Source organism: Dentiradicibacter hellwigii, from assembly GCF_041770905.1.
Lineage (GTDB): Bacteria > Pseudomonadota > Gammaproteobacteria > Burkholderiales > Rhodocyclaceae > Propionivibrio > Propionivibrio hellwigii.
Genome location: NZ_JBEUWX010000003.1, coordinates 121,017 through 139,631, shown reverse-complemented (window position 1 = coordinate 139,631; position 18,615 = coordinate 121,017). Strand labels below are relative to the sequence as shown.

Sequence of the window (18,615 nt, the reverse complement as noted above, 5' to 3'; positions counted from 1 at the left end):
CGAGCTGCCTCGTGCCGAAAAGCGCGCGGCGGGCATTCGCATGCCGTCGCCCAATTGATCTTGCATAAATTCACGAGGATAATCAGGTGAAAAAAGGGAGGACGATGTGGCCGATGCGGCATCACAAAACTGGTACGAAATCCTCGGCGTCCCGCCGGATGCGGACGCGACTGGAATTCGGAATGCCTATCGCCGCGAGGCGATGCGCTGGCACCCCTCGCGTCATGTGGGAGAAGGCCTGGCCGAGACGGAGGAACGCTTCCGGAGAATCGGTGCGGCGTATAAAACGCTGTCTGATCCGGCGCAGCGCGCGGAATACGATGTCTGGCGGGCGACAGGACAAATTTCCGGCGCAGCCGGCGCGCGCGGCGTGGGCCGGCGCGCAGACAAGGTGCTCGCTTTCAGCACGGGATTGAAGGAATCGGAGGCTGCGCGCCTGTTTTTTGAACAGATGCTGACTTTGTCGGCGGAACTCAAGCATAAAGGTTATCGCGGCAGCCAGCGCCTGAAAATACTGGAAAGCCTGGGTTGCCCGGGCAGCGTCGTCAGGGCGGTTGACGAATATACGCGGCAAAAACGCCGCCAGCACAGCCAGAACACCGAAAATCAGCAGAATGTTACGAGCGACCGGCTGCGCTATTCCCGGTCGTCGGGGGCGGAGCTTCCCGAGGCGATCGAGCTGGCGGAATGGTCGCAGATCAAGCCTTATTATGTGGCGGTGATCGGCGGCCGGTCTGCCGATGCGCACATGGATGAAGCGACTTATCAAAAACATCTGGCGCGGTTTAAAAAGAGCCTTTCCGGCTATGTTCTGGCGTTTGTTCTGTTGCTCGTCAGCTTCCTGTTTCCCCGAGGCGGTTGGCTGCTCATCGGCGGCGTGGCTGCCCTGATCTTGACGCTGGTCTGGCGCCTGCTGCTGGGCGAAAGCTGGGCGTTTCACCGCGAAAGAGCGATGCGCCGTTATCTGTCGGCCTTCAAGCGTTTTCACAATGACCCTTCCGCCGCCGGAGGGTGGCGTTTCAATTTGGGCGGGTTCTTTGGCGGCATCCTCTGGCTGGCGTATCGGCGTATGTCGCGCTACATGCTGATCGCTATCGCGGCGGCGGTGCTCTTTGACTGGATTCAGATCTTCGCCGAATTGAAATTTGGTTTCCTCATCAGTGACAAGCTCTGGACGGCTATCGCTATTCCCATAGGATTCTTCGCTGACCGCATCTACTTTGAACATGCGCGCCAGCGCATCAGAAAGGTGCTGCTCTATCCGCGCCGGCAGGCGCTGGCGCAACTGCGTGAGGATGGCGGCGCCAGCTGGATGGGCTGCCTGGGCTACCTCCTTTTGTTTATTATCTTGTCGCTGCCTGGGGCGCTTTATGAACGCAGCGTCGAAATGCGGCAGGCCATGCATTCGCAGGACGCACCGCTCTCCGAACAGCAGAGGGCTGATCAGGCGGCGCGCCAGAAGCTTGTCGCCGAGGCGGCGGCGCGCTCGATGCAGATCAGAAAAGAGCAGTTCGATGCGGTGGTCGCCGAAACGCAGGCGCGCTACCCGCAGCTCGATCCTCGGCATCCGCGCTATGACCGCGAGCTGGCCGAGCGCGTCAATGTGCGCACGCAGAATTACATCCGGCAGGGGCGCGATCCCGTTCGCGCCCGCCGGATGGCCGCAGCGGAAATCGACGCGGCGGGATCCGCGAGGCAGTCAAAGTCATCGAAGTAATCCGTCAAGCGCCTGACACTGGCGTCCCGCCTGCGCCCTGCTTATACTGCGCTGCGGTTTTATCCTTCACATTGTCATCACAAGGAGAGCGTCATGAGTACCCGTACCGAGCACGACACGATGGGTGAAGTTCAAGTGCCTTCCGAGGCTTACTGGGGCGCACAGACTCAGCGCAGCGTCGAGAATTTCAAGATTGGCGGCGAAACGCTGCCCAAGCCGCTGATTTATGCGCTGGCGCTGATCAAGAAAGCCGCCGCGCAGACCAACGCCGGGCTGGGTCGCATCCAGCCGGAACAGGCGGATTTGATCGTTCGCGCCGCCGATGACGTGCTCGCCGGCAAGCTGGATGCGCAATTCCCGCTTGTCGTCTGGCAGACCGGCTCCGGCACGCAGTCGAACATGAATATGAACGAGGTGTTGGCCAACCGCGCCAATGAGCTGGCCGGCACCGGCTTTGCCGCTTACAAGCCGGTGCATCCGAACGACCATGTTAATCACGCGCAATCGACGAATGACGTTTTTCCGGCCGCCATTCACGTTGCCGCCGCGCAGGAAATCAACCGCCTGCTCATTCCGGCCGTGAAAGCATTGCGCGATACGCTCGATGGCAAGGCGAAAGCCTTCGCCGGCATCGTCAAAATCGGCCGCACCCACCTGCAAGACGCCACGCCGCTGACCCTTGGCCAGGAATTTTCCGGCTACGTCAGCCAGCTTGACCACGGCCTTACCCGCCTGCAAGATGCGCTGAAAGGGCTCTATGAACTGCCGCTCGGCGGCACCGCCGTCGGCACTGGCCTCAATAGCCACCCCGATTACGCCGTCAAAGTCGCCAAGCAGCTCGCCGATCTGTCCGGCCTGCCGTTCGTTACCGCGCCCAACAAATTCGAAGCGCTCGGCGGGCGCGATGCCGCCGTCTTCGCGTCCGGCGCGCTGAAAACGCTTGCCGCCAGCCTCAATAAAATCGCCAACGACGTGCGCTGGCTCGCGTCCGGCCCGCGCTGCGGCCTCGGTGAAATCAAGATTCCGGAAAATGAGCCGGGCTCGTCCATCATGCCGGGCAAGGTCAACCCGACCCAGTGCGAGGCGCTGTCGATGGTTTGCTGCCAGGTCTTCGGCAACGACGTCACCATCAACCTGTCGGGCGCTTCCGGCAATTTCGAGCTGAACGTCTATATGCCGGTCATCGTTTATAACCTGCTGCAATCGATCCGCCTGCTTGGCGATGCCTGCAACAGCTTTAACGAGAACTGCGCCGCCGGCATCGAACCCGTGCCGGAGCGGATCGACTACTTCCTGCATCACTCGCTGATGCTGGTCACCGCGCTGAACCGCAAGATCGGCTATGAAAACGCGGCGAAAGTGGCGAAAACCGCGTACCAGAACGCAAAATCACTGCGCGAGACCGCCATCGAGCTGGGCCTGCTCTCCGGTGAAGAGTTTGACGTGCTGGTCAAGCCCGAAGAGATGGTGCATCCAAAATAAGCCGTGGAATGATGGAATGACGGAATGATGAAATGGGGCGGATGACCGCCGGATTTTTTCCGGCGGCGTCTGCGCCCAAGCTGTCCGTCAATGCTGTGCCAAAGCATCAAGTGCAATGTCATGCAATAGGGGAAAGCCAGCTGCGGTGACCTGAATGAGCGGGCACATACTGCAAACCAGGGAGGGAGAATCGTGGAGACGCGGAGCGACCTGCTTCCGGATTTGGCCGAGGCCCGGCGAGAGTTTCTATCTTCCGGCGACGAAGATCGTTTACCGATCGTCGACGCGCACCATCATTTCTGGGATCTGCGCAACCCCCATCCCTGGCTGACGCAGACGTCGCGCATCCCGTTCCGCTACGGCGATTACGCGGCTATCTGCAAAAATTTTCTGCCGGAGGATTACGCGCGGGCGTGCGGCGCCCACCGCGTGCTGCGGCATGTGACGATGGAAGGCGAATGGTCGCCGGACGACCCGCTCGGCGAGGCCCGCTGGATGTTCTCGCTGGCGCAGCGATGCGGAAAGCCGCAGGCGCTGGCGGCACAAATCTGGCTCGACCGCGATGACGCCGAAAGCCTGATGCATGCCTACACGGAGCCGCCACTGCGCGGGTTTATTCCGAGCGTCCGCCACAAACCGCGCAGTGCCCGGCGGGAGGAATATTCTAGCCGCTGGCACGTGCCCGGTTCGATGCGCTGCCCGGCATGGCGCCGCGGATACGCATTGCTGGCGCGCTACGGCCTGATGTTTGAATTGCAGGCGCCGTGGTGGCATATGGCGGAAGCGGCCGAGCTGGCGCGCGATTTTCCGGCGACGACGATCATCGTCAACCATGCCGGCCTGCCGGCGGTTCGTGATGCGGAAACTTTGCGCCAGTGGCGCGCGGCGATGGCGCCGCTGGCCTCCTGCGCCAATGTCCGGGTGAAGATTTCCGGACTGGGTGTGCGCGCTACGCCGTGGACGCCGGCGCAGCAGGCGCCCGTTGTCGACGCGCTGATCGCCGATTTCGGCGTCGATCGCTGCCTGTTCGCCAGCAATTATCCGGTTGACGCGCTGGTTGCGCGGCTGGCGGACATCTGGCAAGGTTTCAAGACGCTCACCCGCCGCTTTTCTCCCCGGCAACGGCTGGCGCTGTTTTGCGACAACGCGCTGGACTTGTATGGGTTGCATTGATTCAATGAAATTTTGACGACGACAGGAGGTTTCATGGGAATGCTGAGAATGACGATGCTACGCAGTGCGCTGCTCGTTGCTGCCGCAGGTACGTGTCTTGTCGCGGGCGCAGCCATGGCGCAGGAAATCAAGGCCCGTTTCGGCACCTCGCTGCCCGATGAGCATCCGCAGACGCTGGGGGCGCGTAAATTCGCCGAGCTGGTCGGCGCCAAAAGCAAGGGCCGAATCAAGATCACGGTCTATTCTTCCGCCCAGCTGGGCAGTGATCAGCAGATGCAGGCGGCGCTGCGCGGCGGCACCCAGGAATTCACCGCGCCGTCTACGGCGACGCTGGCGAATCTGGTCAAAGAGTTTGGCGTCTTCGGCCTGCCGTTTTCCTTTGCCAGCGAAAAGCAGGCGGACGCCGTGTTCGACGGGCCGTTCGGTCAGCGCATTCTGGCCAAGCTGCCCGAGCGCGGTCTAATCGGCCTGGCTTACTGGGAAAACGGCTTCCGTAATTTCACCAACAGCCGGCGTCCGATCGTCAAGGCGGAGGATATGGCCGGACTGAAAGTGCGCACGATGCAGAACAACATGTACATCGATCTGTTCAACGGGCTGGGCGCGAACGCCGTACCGATGCCGGTCAACGAGCTGTTCGGTGCGCTTGAAACCCGGGCGGTCGATGCCCAGGAGAATCCCTTTACCGTCGTGTATGCGCAGAAGTTTTACGAGGTGCAGAAATACCTGTCGACGACTTATCACGCTTACGACGCCCAGGTGCTGATTGCCTCGAAGAAATTCTGGGATAGGCTGAGTGATGCGGACAAGGCGCTGATGCAGGAAGCCGCGCGCGAAGCGACGCTATACCAGCGCCAGGCGAGCCGCGACCTGAACGCCAAAGCACGTGATGCCCTGGTCAAGGAAGGGATGCAGGTCAACGAGATCAGCGATGCCGAGCGGCAGCACATGCGTGAAAAACTGCAGAGCGTCGTTGCCAAATATCAAAAAATTGTCGGCGAGGAAACCGCCAAGGAATTCTTTGCCGCCATCGCCAAGGCGCCGAAATGAGCCGTTGATTTCGCCGCCGTATTCCCGCAACCTGAACGTTTCAAACCCTTGGAGAAATCGCCGTGAAAAAACGACGGACATTTGCCCTCTTTGCCGTTTCACTCGGTTTGCTGATGGCTCCCGCCTGGAGTCAGGCAGCGCCAGTCAAGCTGCGCTTTTCGCATTCGCATAACACTTCGGATTCGCAGCACATCGCCGCCGTCGAATTTGCCAAGAAGGTCAAGGAACGCACGCAGGGTGGCGTTGAAATCCAGATTTTTCCGAACAACCAGCTGGGTAACGATGTTTCAATGGTCTCCGGCGTACGCGGCGGCACGGTCGATATCGGTGCGACGGGCACGCCGTTTTTGTCGGGCATCGTGCCGCGCCTGAATGCGCTGGATACCCCGTATATTTTTGAGAATCCTCAGCATGTGGCAAAGGTGATGGACGGAGCCATCGGCAAATCGCTGCTGGATGAGCTGGGTAATTTCCAGATCAAGGGGCTGGCTTTCTGGGAAGTCGGTTTTCGCTCGCTCGCCAACAGCCGCCGTCCGGTAAACAAGGCCGAGGACATCAAGGGACTGAAAGTGCGGACGACGCCGAACCCGGCTCACATCAAGGCATTCCAGCTACTAGGCGCGGCGCCGCAGCCGATGCCTTATGCCGAGGTGTTTTCAGCGCTGGAGACCAAGGCCGTAGATGGGCATGAGAACCCGCCCAATGTGATGCTTTCCTCTAAGATGTTCGAAGTGCAGAAATATCTTTCGCTGACGCGCCATGCCTACACGGCGCTGGTCGTGTTCATGAACAAAAAGAAATTCGAGTCACTCAAGCCGGAGTATCAGAAAATTCTGCTGGAGGAAGCGGCCGCTGCGGCCATTTTTCAACGGAATCTGAACGCCAAGGACGAGGCCGCGACGCTGGCCGAATTGCGCAAGCAGGGCATGGAAATCAACGAAAAACCGGATGTTGAGAGCATCAAGGCCATCGTTAAGGATGAAACGCGCAAGCTGTTCATCGACAAGCACGGTGATGAACTGATCAAGGCGATTGATGCCGCTGCGCGCTGATTTCCCGGAGCGGACGCCGTGACCGATCTGCCCAATGACCGCCTGCCGGAAGAGGCCTTGCCCGAGGCTATCGTTGATTCTCACCACCATCTGTGGGATTTGGCGCGCCTCTCATATCCGTGGCTGGGCGATGCCTACGATGCGTCGAGTTTCATCCTGGGTGAATATCGGCCGCTCTGCCGGAATTTTTTGCCCGCGGATCTGCGCGCCGCCTGGGGCGGCCTGCCCGTCGTCGCCACCGTGCATATTGAGGCCGAGTGCGCGCGCAGCCAGGCGTTGGCGGAAACGCAATGGGTCGCGGAGCAGGCGTGTAGCAGCGGCCTGCCCCAGGCCGCCGTCGCTTATGTCGATCTGCTGGCGCCGGACGCCGATGAGCGTCTGGCTGAGCAGGCCGCCTGCGCGCTGGTGCGCTCAATCCGCTTCAAGCCGACGACATCGCGTGCGCCTGGCGAGGAGGTGCGCGATTGCCCCGGCGCCCTGGCTGATGGCCGCTGGCCGCAAGCGCTGGCGCGGCTTCAGGCGCATGGTCTGGCGTGGGATTTGCGCGTGCCTTTCTGGCATCTGGCAGAGGCGGCGGCCGTGCTGCGCGACTTCCCGACGCTGCCGGTCGTCCTGGAGCATACCGGGCTGCCGTGGGACCGCAGCGAGCGCGGGCTGGCGGCGTGGCGGCAAGGCATGGCGGCGCTGGCGGCGCTGCCCAATGTGTACGTTCGTCTTTCCGAACTCGGTTTGCGCGACCGTCCCTGGCGTCTGGAAGATAACCTGCCCGTCATCTGCGATGCCGTGGCGATTTTCGGCTGGCAGCGCTGCATGTTCGGCAGTAATTTTCCGGTTGCCGGGCTGCGCATCGGATATCCTGATTTAGTGCGCGCGATGGCGCAGGCGCTTTCGCATCTCGATGCGCGTGCGCGCCAGGCGATCTGGCACGACAACGCGCTTGCGTTTTACCACATGCGGAACGCGCCGGATGGCGCGTGCGTTGCGGCAATGTTGTAGAAGACCATTGATAAGGAGAGCATCATGAAAGTTGCAATCACAGGTGGTGGCGGTTTTTTGGGTTATCGGCTGGCCCAGGCGCTGCATAAAAAAGGCAGCCTGCCGGACGCCGAAGGCCGGCAGCAGCCGATTTCCCAGATCACCCTTTTCGATATGGTTTTTCCGGCCGATGCCGACACGAGTTTCAAATATGTCCAGGGCGATCTGAACGACGAAAAAGCCATCGATGCGCTGCTGGGCACGGATACCGATGCCGTTTTCCATCTGGCCTCCGTTGTCAGCGGCGGCGCCGAAGCTGACTTTGACCACGGTTACAGGGTCAACCTCGACGGCACCCGCACCCTTCTCGCCGCCTGCCGCCGCCAAAAGGCGCCTCCGCGCCTGGTTTTCACCAGCTCCGTTGCCGTCTTCGGCGGTGATATGCCCGCCGTGCTCGACGATACGACGACGCCCAATCCGCAAGGCTCTTACGGCGTCCAGAAGGTCATTTGCGAATACCTCATCAGTGACCATACCCGCAAAGGGTATCTCGACGGCCGCGCCCTGCGTCTGCCGACCATCGCTGTTCGCCCCGGCAAGCCCAACCTGGCCGCCTCTTCCTTCGCCAGCGGCATCATTCGCGAACCGCTCAATGGCCAACCGGCCATCTGTCCGGTCGGGCGTGATACCGAAATGTGGCTGCTCTCGCCGCGCAAGGTCATCGAATCGCTCGTTCACGCCTACGAACTTCCCTCCAGCGCCTGGGGCATTCTGCGCGTGGTCAATCTTCCCGGCTGCACGGCCGTCATCGGCGACATGATCGACACTCTGCGGCGAATTGTCGGCGATCGGGTGGCCGATCTGATCGAAGTCAAGCCCGATCCGCGCATCGAGCCGCTGGTGCGTTCCTGGCCAGCGCGTTTCACCAACGAACGGGCGCATCGGCTGGGGTTCTCCGCTGACCCGGATGTCGAGTCGATCATTCGCGCCTATATCGAGGATCAGGGTATCCGTGTATGAGAAGCGCACAGGGCACGCAGCGCGCGCCGGTGGCGTATGAATCATGCGGTCATGCTGTAGAGGGGGCGCCGTGCCGTACGCAAGTACCGCATTGGGGAAAATAGGGAGGGCGATGATGAAAAAGGAAAAACCTGTCTGGAACCGGGATAACTGGCCGATTGCCGCGGCAATGAACGGTTTTCCCGGCATCTTGCCGGATGGCAGCCTGGTGCAGAAGCAGTCGGTCGATCAATGGGCGGCGACCTTGCAAACGGTGGTCGATGCCGGCTTCTCCGAATTCGACCCCAGCGACAGTTGGTTGCGTGTGGCGGATCTTTCGCCCGACCGGCGGCGCGAGTTCATGTCGCTGGTCAAGGCGCTGGGGCTGAGCATTCCGGCGATTTCCACGACGCGCAAGAGCAGCGTGATCGACCCGGTTCATGCTGATGAATATCTTGCCTACAACCACCGCGTGATTGACACCGCGGCCGAGATCGGCGCGCAGTCGGTGACGTTCGGCCTGTTTGGGGAATTGACGGAAGCGCAGCAAAAATCCCTCTGGTTCTGGACGGCGCAGGGCGTCAAGAATCCGGACGACCCGGACACTTACCGCAAAGCGGTGGCGCGCATCCGCGAACTGGGCAAGCATGCTGAAGAATGCGGCATTGAGGTGTCGCTCGAAATGTATGAAGATACCTATATCGGCACGGCGGATGGCGCGGTGCGCTTCGTCAATGACGTCGATGTGCCGGCCGTCGGCATCAATGCCGATATCGGCAACCTGGTGCGCCTGCACCGGCCGGTCGAGCATTGGTCGTCGATGATCGACAAAGTGGCACCCTACGCCAAGTACTGGCACGTCAAGAATTACATGCGCGTTGAAGATCCGGAGAAAGGCTTGATTTTCTCGTACCCGACGCCGCTCGCGCTGGGCATCATCAACTACCGCGCCGCGATCCAGAAATTTCTGGCGCATGGTTTTTGCAGCGCCTTCCTGTGCGAGCATTACGGCGGCGACAGCCTGAGCATTTGCGCGATGAACCGGGTTTATCTGCGGACGCTGCTGCCGCGCTGAGGCGGTACGTATTGGGGTTTTGATGTGGTTGTTTCTGGCTGACAGGGCAAATCGCGGCGCCGCGGTTTTTGCCCTTCTTTGATCGGGAGATCCTCATGATGCATACCCACAAGTTTTTGGTCGTATTGGCCACTGCCGCACTGGCCTGTCATGGAACGCAGGCGGTGGCGCAGAATGCCAAAAAGCGCAATATCCGCCTGGGACACGGAATTGCGGCCGAACATCCGCTCGGGCAGGCGTCCGTTAAATTTGCTGAAATCATGAACCGCCTGAGCGGCGGAAAAATCAAGGTCAAGGTTTATCCCGCCACCCAGCTGGGTTCGGAAACGCAGATGATTGCCGCCGTGCGCGGCGGTGTTCAGGAGATGACGATCGTTGCTTCGGCGCCGGTCGCGACGATCATCAAGGAATACCTGCTTTTCGATTTGCCGCTGCTGTTCCAGAACGAGAAGGAGGCCGACGCCGTGCTTGACGGCAAACTGGGCCAGCGCCTGCTCGATCTGGCGCCGGGTAAAGGCATGGTGGGACTGTGCTACTGGGAAAACGGCTTCCGCCAGGTGACGAACAGCAAGCATCCGGTGGTGAAGATGGAAGATTTGTCCGGACTCAAACTGCGTGTCATGCAAAATCCGGTGTATATCGATTCGTTTAAAGCCTTGGGCGCCAACGCGATTCCCATGCCGTTTACCGAGCTGTATTCGGCGATGGAAACCAAGGCGATCGATGCGGAGGAAAATCCCATCCCGATCATCCACGCGAGCAAATTTTATGAGGTGCAGAAATATCTGAGCCTGACCAATCATGCCTATGCACCGTATCTGGTGCTGGTCAGTAAAATCTTTTGGGACAAGCTCACGCCTGAGGAGCAGGCGCAGCTGCGCACAGGCTGTTATGAAGGGCGCGCGTTCCAGCGCCATCTAAACCGCAAGATGACTGCCGAGCTGGTCGAGGAGCTCAAGAAAAGCGGCATGACGGTCACGCCGGTTTCCGAGGCGGAGACGGCAAAGATGCGTGAGCGTCTCAAGCCCGTCATCGAGCGCTATACGCAGGATATCGGGCCGTCAATCGTCGAACAGGCGCAACGCGAAATTGCCGAGGTGCGCGGCCACTAGCCTGTCCTGACGATGAGGCCGGGCCTGGCTCCGGTCAGGCCGCTGGCCGGAGAGCGTTATCTAGGCTGTCGATGGGTGGTTTCTGAAAAATGAGGCGCCGGTGCGATGGACGGTGCCGTCCGGTGGTTCTGGGAAGGTATGCCGGAAGGTGCAGATCGATAAAAACGTTGCGAGGTGGATATGAAGTGGCTTGATGCTTTGATTGGATTCGTTGAATGGGTGCTGGTCGTGATGTTCGGCATCATGGCGATTCTGGTATTCGGCAACGTGGTGCTGCGTTATGGCTTTAATTCCGGCATCGTTTTCTCGGAAGAGGTGTCGCGCTTTCTGTTCATGTGGCTGACCCTGATCGGCGCACTGATCGTTATGAAAGATCATGGCCACCTGGGCATGAACAGTCTTGTCAGCCGGCTTGGTGAGCGCGGGCAGCGCATCTGCCGTTTTCTGGCGGATTCCCTGACCCTGGCGTGTTGCTTGCTGCTGGTGCATGGCACCTGGAAGCAGGTGATCATCGGCATGGACGACCATGCGCCGGTGACCGGAATTCCGATGGGCATTGTCCAGTCTGCGCTGCTCATTTCCAGTATCGGCATGGCGCTGGTGCTGGCCTATGGCCTCTGGCGGCTGGTGACGGGGCGGATGAGCAAAGAAGAACTGGTGCCCTCCGGCGATAACGCCGCAGAATAACTAGGCCGGGAGATGCCATGACAATCGCGACCTTTCTGATTGCCCTGCTGGGCGCCATGGCGCTGGGGGCGCCCATTGCCTTTGCCCTGCTCATCTGTGGCGTTGCCCTGATGGTGCAGATGGATAATTTCGACACGCAGATCATCGCCCAGAACCTGCTCGAAGGCGCCAACAACTATCCATTGATGGCCGTTCCGTTCTTCATGCTGGCCGGTGAATTGATGAATGCCGGCGGCCTGTCGCGGCGTGTCGTCGAAGTGGCCGATTCGCTGGTTGGTCATGTGCCGGGCGGGCTCGGCTACGTGGCCGTGATTACGGCGGCCGTCGTCGCCAGTATCTCCGGCTCGGCGGTTGCCGATACGGCGGCAGTGGCCGCGCTGCTCATCCCGATGATGCGCAATGCCGGTTACAGCGTTCCGCGTTCTGCCGGACTCATCGCCGCCGCCGGCTGTACGGCGCCCGTCATTCCGCCGTCGATTCCCCTGGTGGTGTTTGGCGTGACCACGCAACTGTCGATCACCAAGCTGTTCATGGCCGGCATTGCGCCCGGGTTGATGATGGCGGCGGTATTGGCGATGACCTGGCGGCTGGTTTCGCAAAGAGAGTCCAGCCATCTGCACCCCTTTGATGCCAGGCGTGTGCTCCGGGCGCTGCGCGACGGCGTGTGGGCGCTGGTGTTGCCGGTCGTCATCATCGGCGGCATGCGCGCCGGCATCTTCACGCCGACGGAAGCGGCCGTCGTCGCCGTCTTTTATTCGCTGTTCGTCGGCCTGTTCATTTACCGTGAGCTTCAATTCCGCAAGATTCCGCACCTGATGCTGATTGCCTTGAAGGTCTCCAGTACCATCATGTTCCTGGTTGCCTGCGCCATGGTGTCTGCCTGGCTGATCACGATTGCCGACATCCCGTCGCAGACCATGCATATTCTGGAACCGTTCATGGGCAGCCCGACGCTGCTGATGCTGATCATCATGATTCTGGTGGTGGTGGTCGGCACGGCGCTCGACCTGATGCCGACGGTGCTCATTCTCGGCCCGATTCTGGTGCCGGTCGTCAAGCAGGCGGGCATTGACCCGTATTATTTCGGCGTGCTGTTCATTATGAACAACGCCATCGGCCTGCTGACGCCGCCTGTGGGGACGGTGCTCAACGTGGTCGCCGGCGTTTCGCGGGAGGGGCTGGACAGCGTCATTAAAGGCGTCTGGCCGTTCTTGCTGGCGGAAACGCTGCTCATGTTCCTGCTCGTATTGTTCCCGGCGCTCGTGATCGTTCCCGCCAGGTGGCTGTATTAACGGCAGATCATGAACCAGCAGTGCCGGAAGCTGTGTTGTTGTCGGTGTAATGGACAAAACAGATATTTTTAGGGCAGCCACTTGGGGCGGCCTTTTGGCGAAAATTTTTTATACGCCGCAACGGGCTCTCCTTTTTCAAGCATGAAAGCATGAACGCCGATGGCGGCGTTTCAAACAAAAGCATTGAAGAAAGCAGGCCGGAGATGTCCAATGATGCCCAATCTACGTGGGTGAGCGGGCAGCCCGATGCATCGGGCTGCGGCAGCTGCCCGCAAGCCCGCGTCCTTTGGGCGTTTCAGACAGGGCAGCGCTGGAACCCGCGTCAATCGGGCGTTTGCGGGCAGGCACCCTGAAAACCCTTATTCTACGCGGGTTCCCGGCCTGCCTGACCGGAGATGCCCGTTTTACGCGGGCTGGAGGGTGACGATGGAGCGGTGCGCCGAGCGCGGCGGACGCTGGAGAGAATGCGCCAAGGGCGTTGAGTGCGTGTAGTGGCTGGTGGCCGCGCGCTGAAACTTGTAGCGACCGGACGAACGACCGGCCGCAAGCCCGCGTCCTTTGGGCGTTTCAGACAGGGTAGCGCTGGAACCCGCGTCAATTGGGCGTTTGCGGGCAGGCACTCTGGAAACCCTTATTCCACGCGGGTTTCTTGGCTGCGCCAGGCCGGTTGCGGCAATATGCCGCCCGGAATGTGGCTGCTGCCGGTCAATCGCCGGTTTTGGCGAGCAATGTACTCTGCCGGAAGATGTTCTTGAGTTCGCCGGGAGAAAGCGGTTCCGCAGAAAGCTGATGGTTGCCCTTGACCCGGCGGAAAATCGGGCCGTCCCGGATTTCGGATAATGACAGCCAGATCCGCAGGGCGGCGACCGGGCAGAAACGGGAGGTGTTGGACGGTAGAGCGCGCCGCTGCCCGCCCAGCACGATGGTCATGGCGGCTGCATCCAGGGCAATGTCAGTGCGGCGCAACCGGCTGACTTCTGCCAGATCGGTGATACAGAAGTAGTTGAGCAGCACGAAAGCGCGGTCGCGGGTGAAGCGCAGCAGCGCCGGAAAGTCGTTTTGCGCCGCGGCGGCGGCAATCTGGTCGCCCAGCCAGTCGGCCGCCGCCCGGATGGACGGCGGGATGGCGATCTCCCACAGGGCAATTTCCGGGGCGGTGGTCGTCGTGCTTGCATCGCCCGACACGGGCGCAGGCGATAGCGAAGAAGAAACGCGCGTCAGATCCGCTGACGCGCATTTTCTTCTGCTGTGCGGTGCGTGGCGTTTCATGCAGCAGGCGCTCGGTCAGTGCGAATCACTGATAGTCGTAGCGCAGGCCGATATAGAAGCTGCGGCCGGCGCCCGGGTAGCCCCAGTACATTTCGTTGGCGCGGTCGAACAGGTTGTTGACTTCGGCACGCAGGGTCAGCGTATTTTTCCCCCAGTCGGCAATGCCCTTATCGACACTCAGATCAACCACGGTCCCTGAGGGGCGCTCAAAGTAAGGCGCCGGGAATACGCCCCGACTCCAGTCGACGGTGAGCAGCTTGCCATAGGTCACGGCGTTGATGCGGCTCTTGAGCTTATACCCGGGATGCGAGAAATCCACGCCGTAATTGAACATCCATTCCGGCGTGTTCGGCAGGGTGTTGATCTTGCTGCCGTTATAAGTGATGAACTGTGTTTCGTCACCACTCTTGCGCGTTTTCAGCCAGGTAAAGCCGAGGTAGGGCGACAGGCTCCAGGGCTGGGCGAAGGCTTTGCCGAGATCGGCGCGCAGATTGCCCTCCACGCCGGCCAGGGTGGCCGTTTTGAGGTTCTGGAATTGGTATCCGCGCGGCATGCCCATGACCGACATGCCGACGATCTTGTTCTTGTAGTCGGAATGGAAGTACGTCAGACTGGCCGTCAGCGCGCGCCATTCCAGATCGGCGCCGATTTCCCAGGTGTCGCTTTTTTCCGGTTTCAGGTCGGGGTTGGGGGCATACCACATGCTGCCACCGACTTGCCGTGGCGAGGGCATCTTGAAGCCTTCGGCGTAGTTGGCGCGCAGCTTCAGCCCTTCGACTGGCAGCCAGGCCAGGCCGTAAGAACCGCCGAAGTGATCATCCGAATAGCTGGCGCCCTCGTCAGTCGTATTCTTGTATTTGTCGTAACGTCCCCCCAGCGAGAAAATCAGGCGCTCGTCAAGGAGGCGCAGCTTACCGGAGAAATAAACGCCGTTGTCCGCCATCTTGGGTTTTCTCGTCGCACTGCTTTCATAGTGGCGGTATTCGAGTGCATCTGCGCCGAGCGAAAGCGAAACCATCTGGCCGTTGTAGTTCCCCTGCGCATTCATTGTCCGATTTTCAATGAAGTTGGTATAGCCGTAGGCTTTGTATTCATTGTCTTCACGCCCGGTCGTATAACTTGCCGACCAGTCGAACACCTTGTCCTGGGTCTTGCCGGTATAGGAAATCGCCGTGTTTTTGAATTTCTTGTGATAATCGTTGTAGAAAGCGGAAGGCGTATTCTGGCTGAACGGACGGATGCCGCCGTTATTCGTTGGCAAGCTGGAAACGGTATCGCCAAAATGGTAACTCAACCCAATGCGGTGATTTTCCGCGAAGGTGTAACCTAAATCGAGGTTCGCTGTCGTGTTTCGATCGATATCGGTGTGATACCAGCGCCCGCCTTCGGCAGTCGTTACGTCTTGGCGTGAAAAATTGGTCAATCCCAGCGAAAGGTCGAAGCCGCTGAATGCGCCGCCAAGCGCCAGTTTTTCGCGCACCAGGCCATCGCTGCCACCACCTGCTTCGACGGAAAAATACGGTTTGTCTTCCGTGCCCCGTTTCGTAATGATATTGATGACGCCGCCGAGAGCCGAGGAACCGTATTGCACGGCGGATGGGCCGCGGATGATTTCAATTCGCTCGACATTGGCCAGCCCCATGATACCTAGATTGGCAGTACCGATGCGGCGTCCATTGACCAGTGTGAGCACAGTATTTTCGGGTTCGTTGCTCATGCTCAAATTACCATAGCCGCGAATCTGGACGTTGCTCGTATCGCCCGTCGTGACGACGAAGAGCCCATGCTGTTGCGCCAGACCGGCTACCGTCGACGCGGGAGATGCCTTGATTTCCGCTTCGTCGATGATGGTTACATTGTTGCTCAGTTCCCTTTTCAACTCCTGGGTGCGGCTCGCGGTGACCACCACCGTGTCCATCGTTCTTTCGTTCGCCAGCGCCGTGCCGACCAGCATCAATGCGGCCGGAATGGCGGCTAAGGTCATGGGGATGTTTCTTGTCATGGGTCTTCCTTCCTGATCGATTAAATGAATGATTACCTAAAAAACCGTAAGCATCGGCGCGCCTGCGAACGGGCGTGCCGATGCTTCCCTGGCGTGCGTTGCCGCATTTCATGTGATGCCGTGAAAATCGTCACCCCGACCTCCTCGGCGGTCATGTCCAGTGGAAGCGTAGTGGAGGTCGGAATGGCATTGATCGGTTGAGCCGGTGTGTCTCCAGCGCAGCAGGCGCTGGTCTGGCGGAAAAGTATCGGAGCGCAGGGCAGGCGGGGAGGCAGGCAGGGCGATGACGATGGCGCCGATAGGCGCGCTGCCCGCTGGATAGGCACGGGCGTATCCGCCACTGGGCGGAGTGGCAGATGAGATAAGGAAGGCATGAACCGCGATGTTTGGGGCGCGCGGGATTTACGCTGCGTTGGCGCAGGATAAAATGGCGTATGAGCACACCATGACCACGACGACCATGCTGCCGCCTGCCATGCGGGGTAATCTCCCGCAAAGGCGAGCCGCCTCTCATGCGTCTGTACTGTATGCCTGTTTGCTTTGACACGCATCCTGCCGGTTTCCCATCTTTCCTGTTTCTGGTCGCTCGCAGCGTCCGCACGTACGTTGGCGGATGCCCTGCGGGTATTGCTCAGGATGTCGGATGCGTCGTCCGGTCGATGCGTTTGGCTTGCCGAGCACGTCAATGGCAGCAACCATCGTGCGCGTATAAATAAGCTGGGCGTGGCCACATTTCGACAGAACCTTTCCCTTCACCCCGAGGATTGGTACTGCGCCTGCTTCAGGCCGGTCTTCTGGCTCGCCTTCTTCCTCCACCAACGCCTTCCCATGCGCTTTCCTTCGCACAGTGGCTTTCTGCCGGCTTCGTCTGGCTTACAGCAGCGGGGGGCTGCACCGGCTTATTTGCCCGTACCATCCAATCGCTTGGGCATTGACACCGGTTTCCCGTTTCACCTTCCCTTAAACAGGGCGAGGCACCTGAAAGCGTCGCTATCATATGCTTTATTTGCCGCTTTCACAATGCGAATTCGTGCATAAATGCACAGAATCCGGGCTGGGTAGGCGTCGCTCTGCCGCTAGGCGGAAGCGTTGCCGGATTGCTGCGGAACCGGTGAATGCCACCGGGCGCCTGCCCGGAGCGCTTTGCCTTGCCGTACTGTGTGATCTGTCTGCGGCCCGCCGCCGTGTCTTTTGGCAAAGTTGAACCGCTATAAAAAGAGGCGGCCTGAAGCCCTTGTATTTAGGGCGTTTCAGAGGAGGTGTCCGGAAACCCGTGTAAACAGGGCATCTCAGAAGTGGGTGCCCGCCAGCCCTTTATTTATGCGGGTTTCAGCGCACCTACCCGGATCGCCTTTATCCACGCGGGTTTCCGGGCATGTCTTGCAAGTGCCGCTTCTGCGAGGCCCGCAGGTTGCTTCAGGCTTTGACTGTGCTCAAGCGGAGCATCAGCGTCATCGGGTGCAGTGGTGATTCCTGAAAGCCATAGTGCGTGTAAAACTGTTTGGCGCGTGCATGCAAGGCGTGGACGAGTAACGCGCGGACGCCCGCGTTCTGCGCGACATGCGCCGCGCGAGCGACCGCATCCTGCAATAAGGCGGCGCCGAGCCTGATGCCCTGCGCACGGCGGTCGACGGCCAGCCGCGCCAGCACCATCACAGGCACGGGGTCGGGCATGTTGCGCCGTACACTGCCGGTTGCCATTTGGTGTGAAACCGCGCCTGCGGCCATTGCGTAGTAGCCGTAGACGCGCCCTTCCTCATCGGTGACGACAAAAGTGCGGCTTGCGCCGCGCAATTGGTTGGGCAATGCGCGGCGCTTGAGCCAGCCATCAAGGCTGTCTTCTCCACAGAAAAAATCGTCCAGGATGTGGGTGGCAGCAAGCGGAAGCGGCGCGTTGAGTTGCAAGCTCATTTCGTGCTGCTTTTCCAGGGCGCTTTGACGGCCATCAGGTGTTCCAGCCCAGGATTCGCCGCAGGAGGCGCGTCAAGCATTGCGGTGAATTGCTTGAATTTGTCCGCGTCCAGGTTAAAAAAAATCTGATCCAGCACCACAGCCTGAGCACGGTCGCATGCCGCTTCAAGCATGAAATCCGAGCGGTTCTTGCCGAGCAGATTCGCAGCGTGGTCGATCAGGTCACGCTGTTCGGGCAAAGCGCGCAGATTGATGGCGGCGTCACGCATTGGTTTCTCCTATATCCGCATATACGATAGATACACAAATTTTTGCGCAGCGTATAGTTGTTGTCAATACACCGCAAAGCCACCTGCCCGAAGTGCCTTGCCTTGCCGTACTGTGTGGTCTGTCTGCGGCGTGCCGCCGTGTCTTTTGGCAAAGTTGGGCCGCTATAAACAGAGGCGGCCTGAAGCCCTTGTATTTAGGGCTTTTCAGAGGAGGTGTCCGGAAACCCGTGTAAACAGGGCATCTCAGAAGGGGTGCCCGCCAGCCCTTTATTTATGCGGGTTTCAGCGCACCTGCCCGGAGATCCTTTATCCACGCGGGTTTCCGAGGAGGTGCCCGGAGATGCCCTATCCCCATCAGGGGTTCCGGGGTGCCCCGTTGAGGCCGTCGCGCAAATAAAAATCCCCCGCGATGCGAGAGAAAGAAATAAGGGATCAGGGAAGAGTGGGAATGACAAGAAATGCTGGCGCGCCCGAGACGATTCGAACGTCCGACCCCTGCCTTCGGAGGGCAGTACTCTATCCAACTGAGCTACGGGCGCGCGGAGGCGTG

15 protein-coding genes, 1 tRNA gene and 1 riboswitch are annotated in these 18,615 nt (G+C 60.0%); of the genes, 11 read left to right on the top strand and 5 right to left on the bottom strand.

Features of this window, described 5'->3' with window-relative positions:
- Positions 1-106: 106 nt before the first annotated feature.
- The 11 genes from ABCS64_RS11530 (at position 107) to ABCS64_RS11480 (ending at position 12,614) form a co-directional block, all read left to right on the top strand.
- Complete coding sequence (locus tag ABCS64_RS11530; RefSeq protein ID WP_418892039.1) at positions 107-1,717, top strand: J domain-containing protein; 1,611 nt, start codon at positions 107-109, stop codon at positions 1,715-1,717.
- Positions 1,718-1,810: 93 nt separating this feature from the next.
- Positions 1,811-3,199 carry a class II fumarate hydratase gene (gene fumC / locus ABCS64_RS11525; RefSeq protein WP_418892038.1) on the top strand — a complete coding sequence of 463 codons (1,389 nt, stop codon included), beginning with the start codon at positions 1,811-1,813 and terminating at the stop codon, positions 3,197-3,199.
- 192 nt (positions 3,200-3,391) lie between these two features.
- Positions 3,392-4,372 carry an amidohydrolase family protein gene (locus ABCS64_RS11520; protein ID WP_418892037.1) on the top strand — a complete coding sequence of 327 codons (981 nt, stop codon included), beginning with the start codon at positions 3,392-3,394 and terminating at the stop codon, positions 4,370-4,372.
- Between the two features lie 33 nt (positions 4,373-4,405).
- Positions 4,406-5,422, top strand: coding sequence for a TRAP transporter substrate-binding protein (locus tag ABCS64_RS11515; protein WP_418892036.1), 1,017 nt, complete (start codon positions 4,406-4,408; stop codon positions 5,420-5,422).
- 62 nt (positions 5,423-5,484) lie between these two features.
- A complete protein-coding gene (locus ABCS64_RS11510; protein ID WP_418892035.1) occupies positions 5,485-6,474 on the top strand; it encodes a DctP family TRAP transporter solute-binding subunit in 990 nt (329 codons plus the stop codon).
- A gap of 18 nt (positions 6,475-6,492) precedes the next feature.
- Entirely contained in the window at positions 6,493-7,470 is a 978-nt protein-coding gene (locus ABCS64_RS11505; protein ID WP_418892034.1) for an amidohydrolase family protein, read from the top strand.
- A gap of 24 nt (positions 7,471-7,494) precedes the next feature.
- Complete coding sequence (gene denD / locus ABCS64_RS11500; protein WP_418892033.1) at positions 7,495-8,469, top strand: D-erythronate dehydrogenase; 975 nt, start codon at positions 7,495-7,497, stop codon at positions 8,467-8,469.
- A 115-nt stretch (positions 8,470-8,584) separates the two neighbouring features.
- Positions 8,585-9,523, top strand: a complete 939-nt coding sequence (locus ABCS64_RS11495) for a sugar phosphate isomerase/epimerase family protein (protein ID WP_418892032.1) — start codon at positions 8,585-8,587, stop codon at positions 9,521-9,523.
- A gap of 95 nt (positions 9,524-9,618) precedes the next feature.
- Complete coding sequence (locus ABCS64_RS11490; protein ID WP_418892031.1) at positions 9,619-10,635, top strand: TRAP transporter substrate-binding protein; 1,017 nt, start codon at positions 9,619-9,621, stop codon at positions 10,633-10,635.
- A gap of 180 nt (positions 10,636-10,815) precedes the next feature.
- Positions 10,816-11,322, top strand: coding sequence for a TRAP transporter small permease (locus ABCS64_RS11485; protein WP_418892030.1), 507 nt, complete (start codon positions 10,816-10,818; stop codon positions 11,320-11,322).
- 17 nt (positions 11,323-11,339) lie between these two features.
- On the top strand, positions 11,340-12,614 hold the full coding sequence (locus ABCS64_RS11480; RefSeq protein ID WP_418892029.1) for a TRAP transporter large permease subunit: 1,275 nt from the start codon (positions 11,340-11,342) through the stop codon (positions 12,612-12,614).
- Positions 12,615-13,319: 705 nt separating this feature from the next.
- Here the strand turns inward: ABCS64_RS11480 and ABCS64_RS11475 are convergent.
- The 5 genes from ABCS64_RS11475 to ABCS64_RS11455 form a co-directional block, all read right to left on the bottom strand.
- On the bottom strand, positions 13,320-13,883 hold the full coding sequence (locus tag ABCS64_RS11475) for a site-specific integrase (protein ID WP_418892028.1): 564 nt from the start codon (positions 13,881-13,883) through the stop codon (positions 13,320-13,322).
- Positions 13,884-13,908: 25 nt separating this feature from the next.
- Positions 13,909-15,885, bottom strand: coding sequence for a TonB-dependent receptor plug domain-containing protein (locus ABCS64_RS11470; protein WP_418892027.1), 1,977 nt, complete (start codon positions 15,883-15,885; stop codon positions 13,909-13,911).
- A gap of 767 nt (positions 15,886-16,652) precedes the next feature.
- A riboswitch (cobalamin riboswitch) is annotated at positions 16,653-16,882 on the bottom strand.
- Between the two features lie 419 nt (positions 16,883-17,301).
- The gene (locus ABCS64_RS11465; protein WP_418892026.1) at positions 17,302-17,796 is read right to left on the bottom strand and encodes a GNAT family N-acetyltransferase; all 495 of its coding nucleotides are present in this window, start codon (positions 17,794-17,796) and stop codon (positions 17,302-17,304) included.
- Entirely contained in the window at positions 17,793-18,065 is a 273-nt protein-coding gene (locus ABCS64_RS11460) for a type II toxin-antitoxin system TacA family antitoxin (protein ID WP_418892025.1), read from the bottom strand. Before ABCS64_RS11460 ends, ABCS64_RS11465 begins: the two co-directional genes overlap by 4 nt.
- A 462-nt stretch (positions 18,066-18,527) precedes the next feature.
- Positions 18,528-18,604, bottom strand: a tRNA-Arg gene (locus ABCS64_RS11455).
- Positions 18,605-18,615 lie beyond the last annotated feature (11 nt).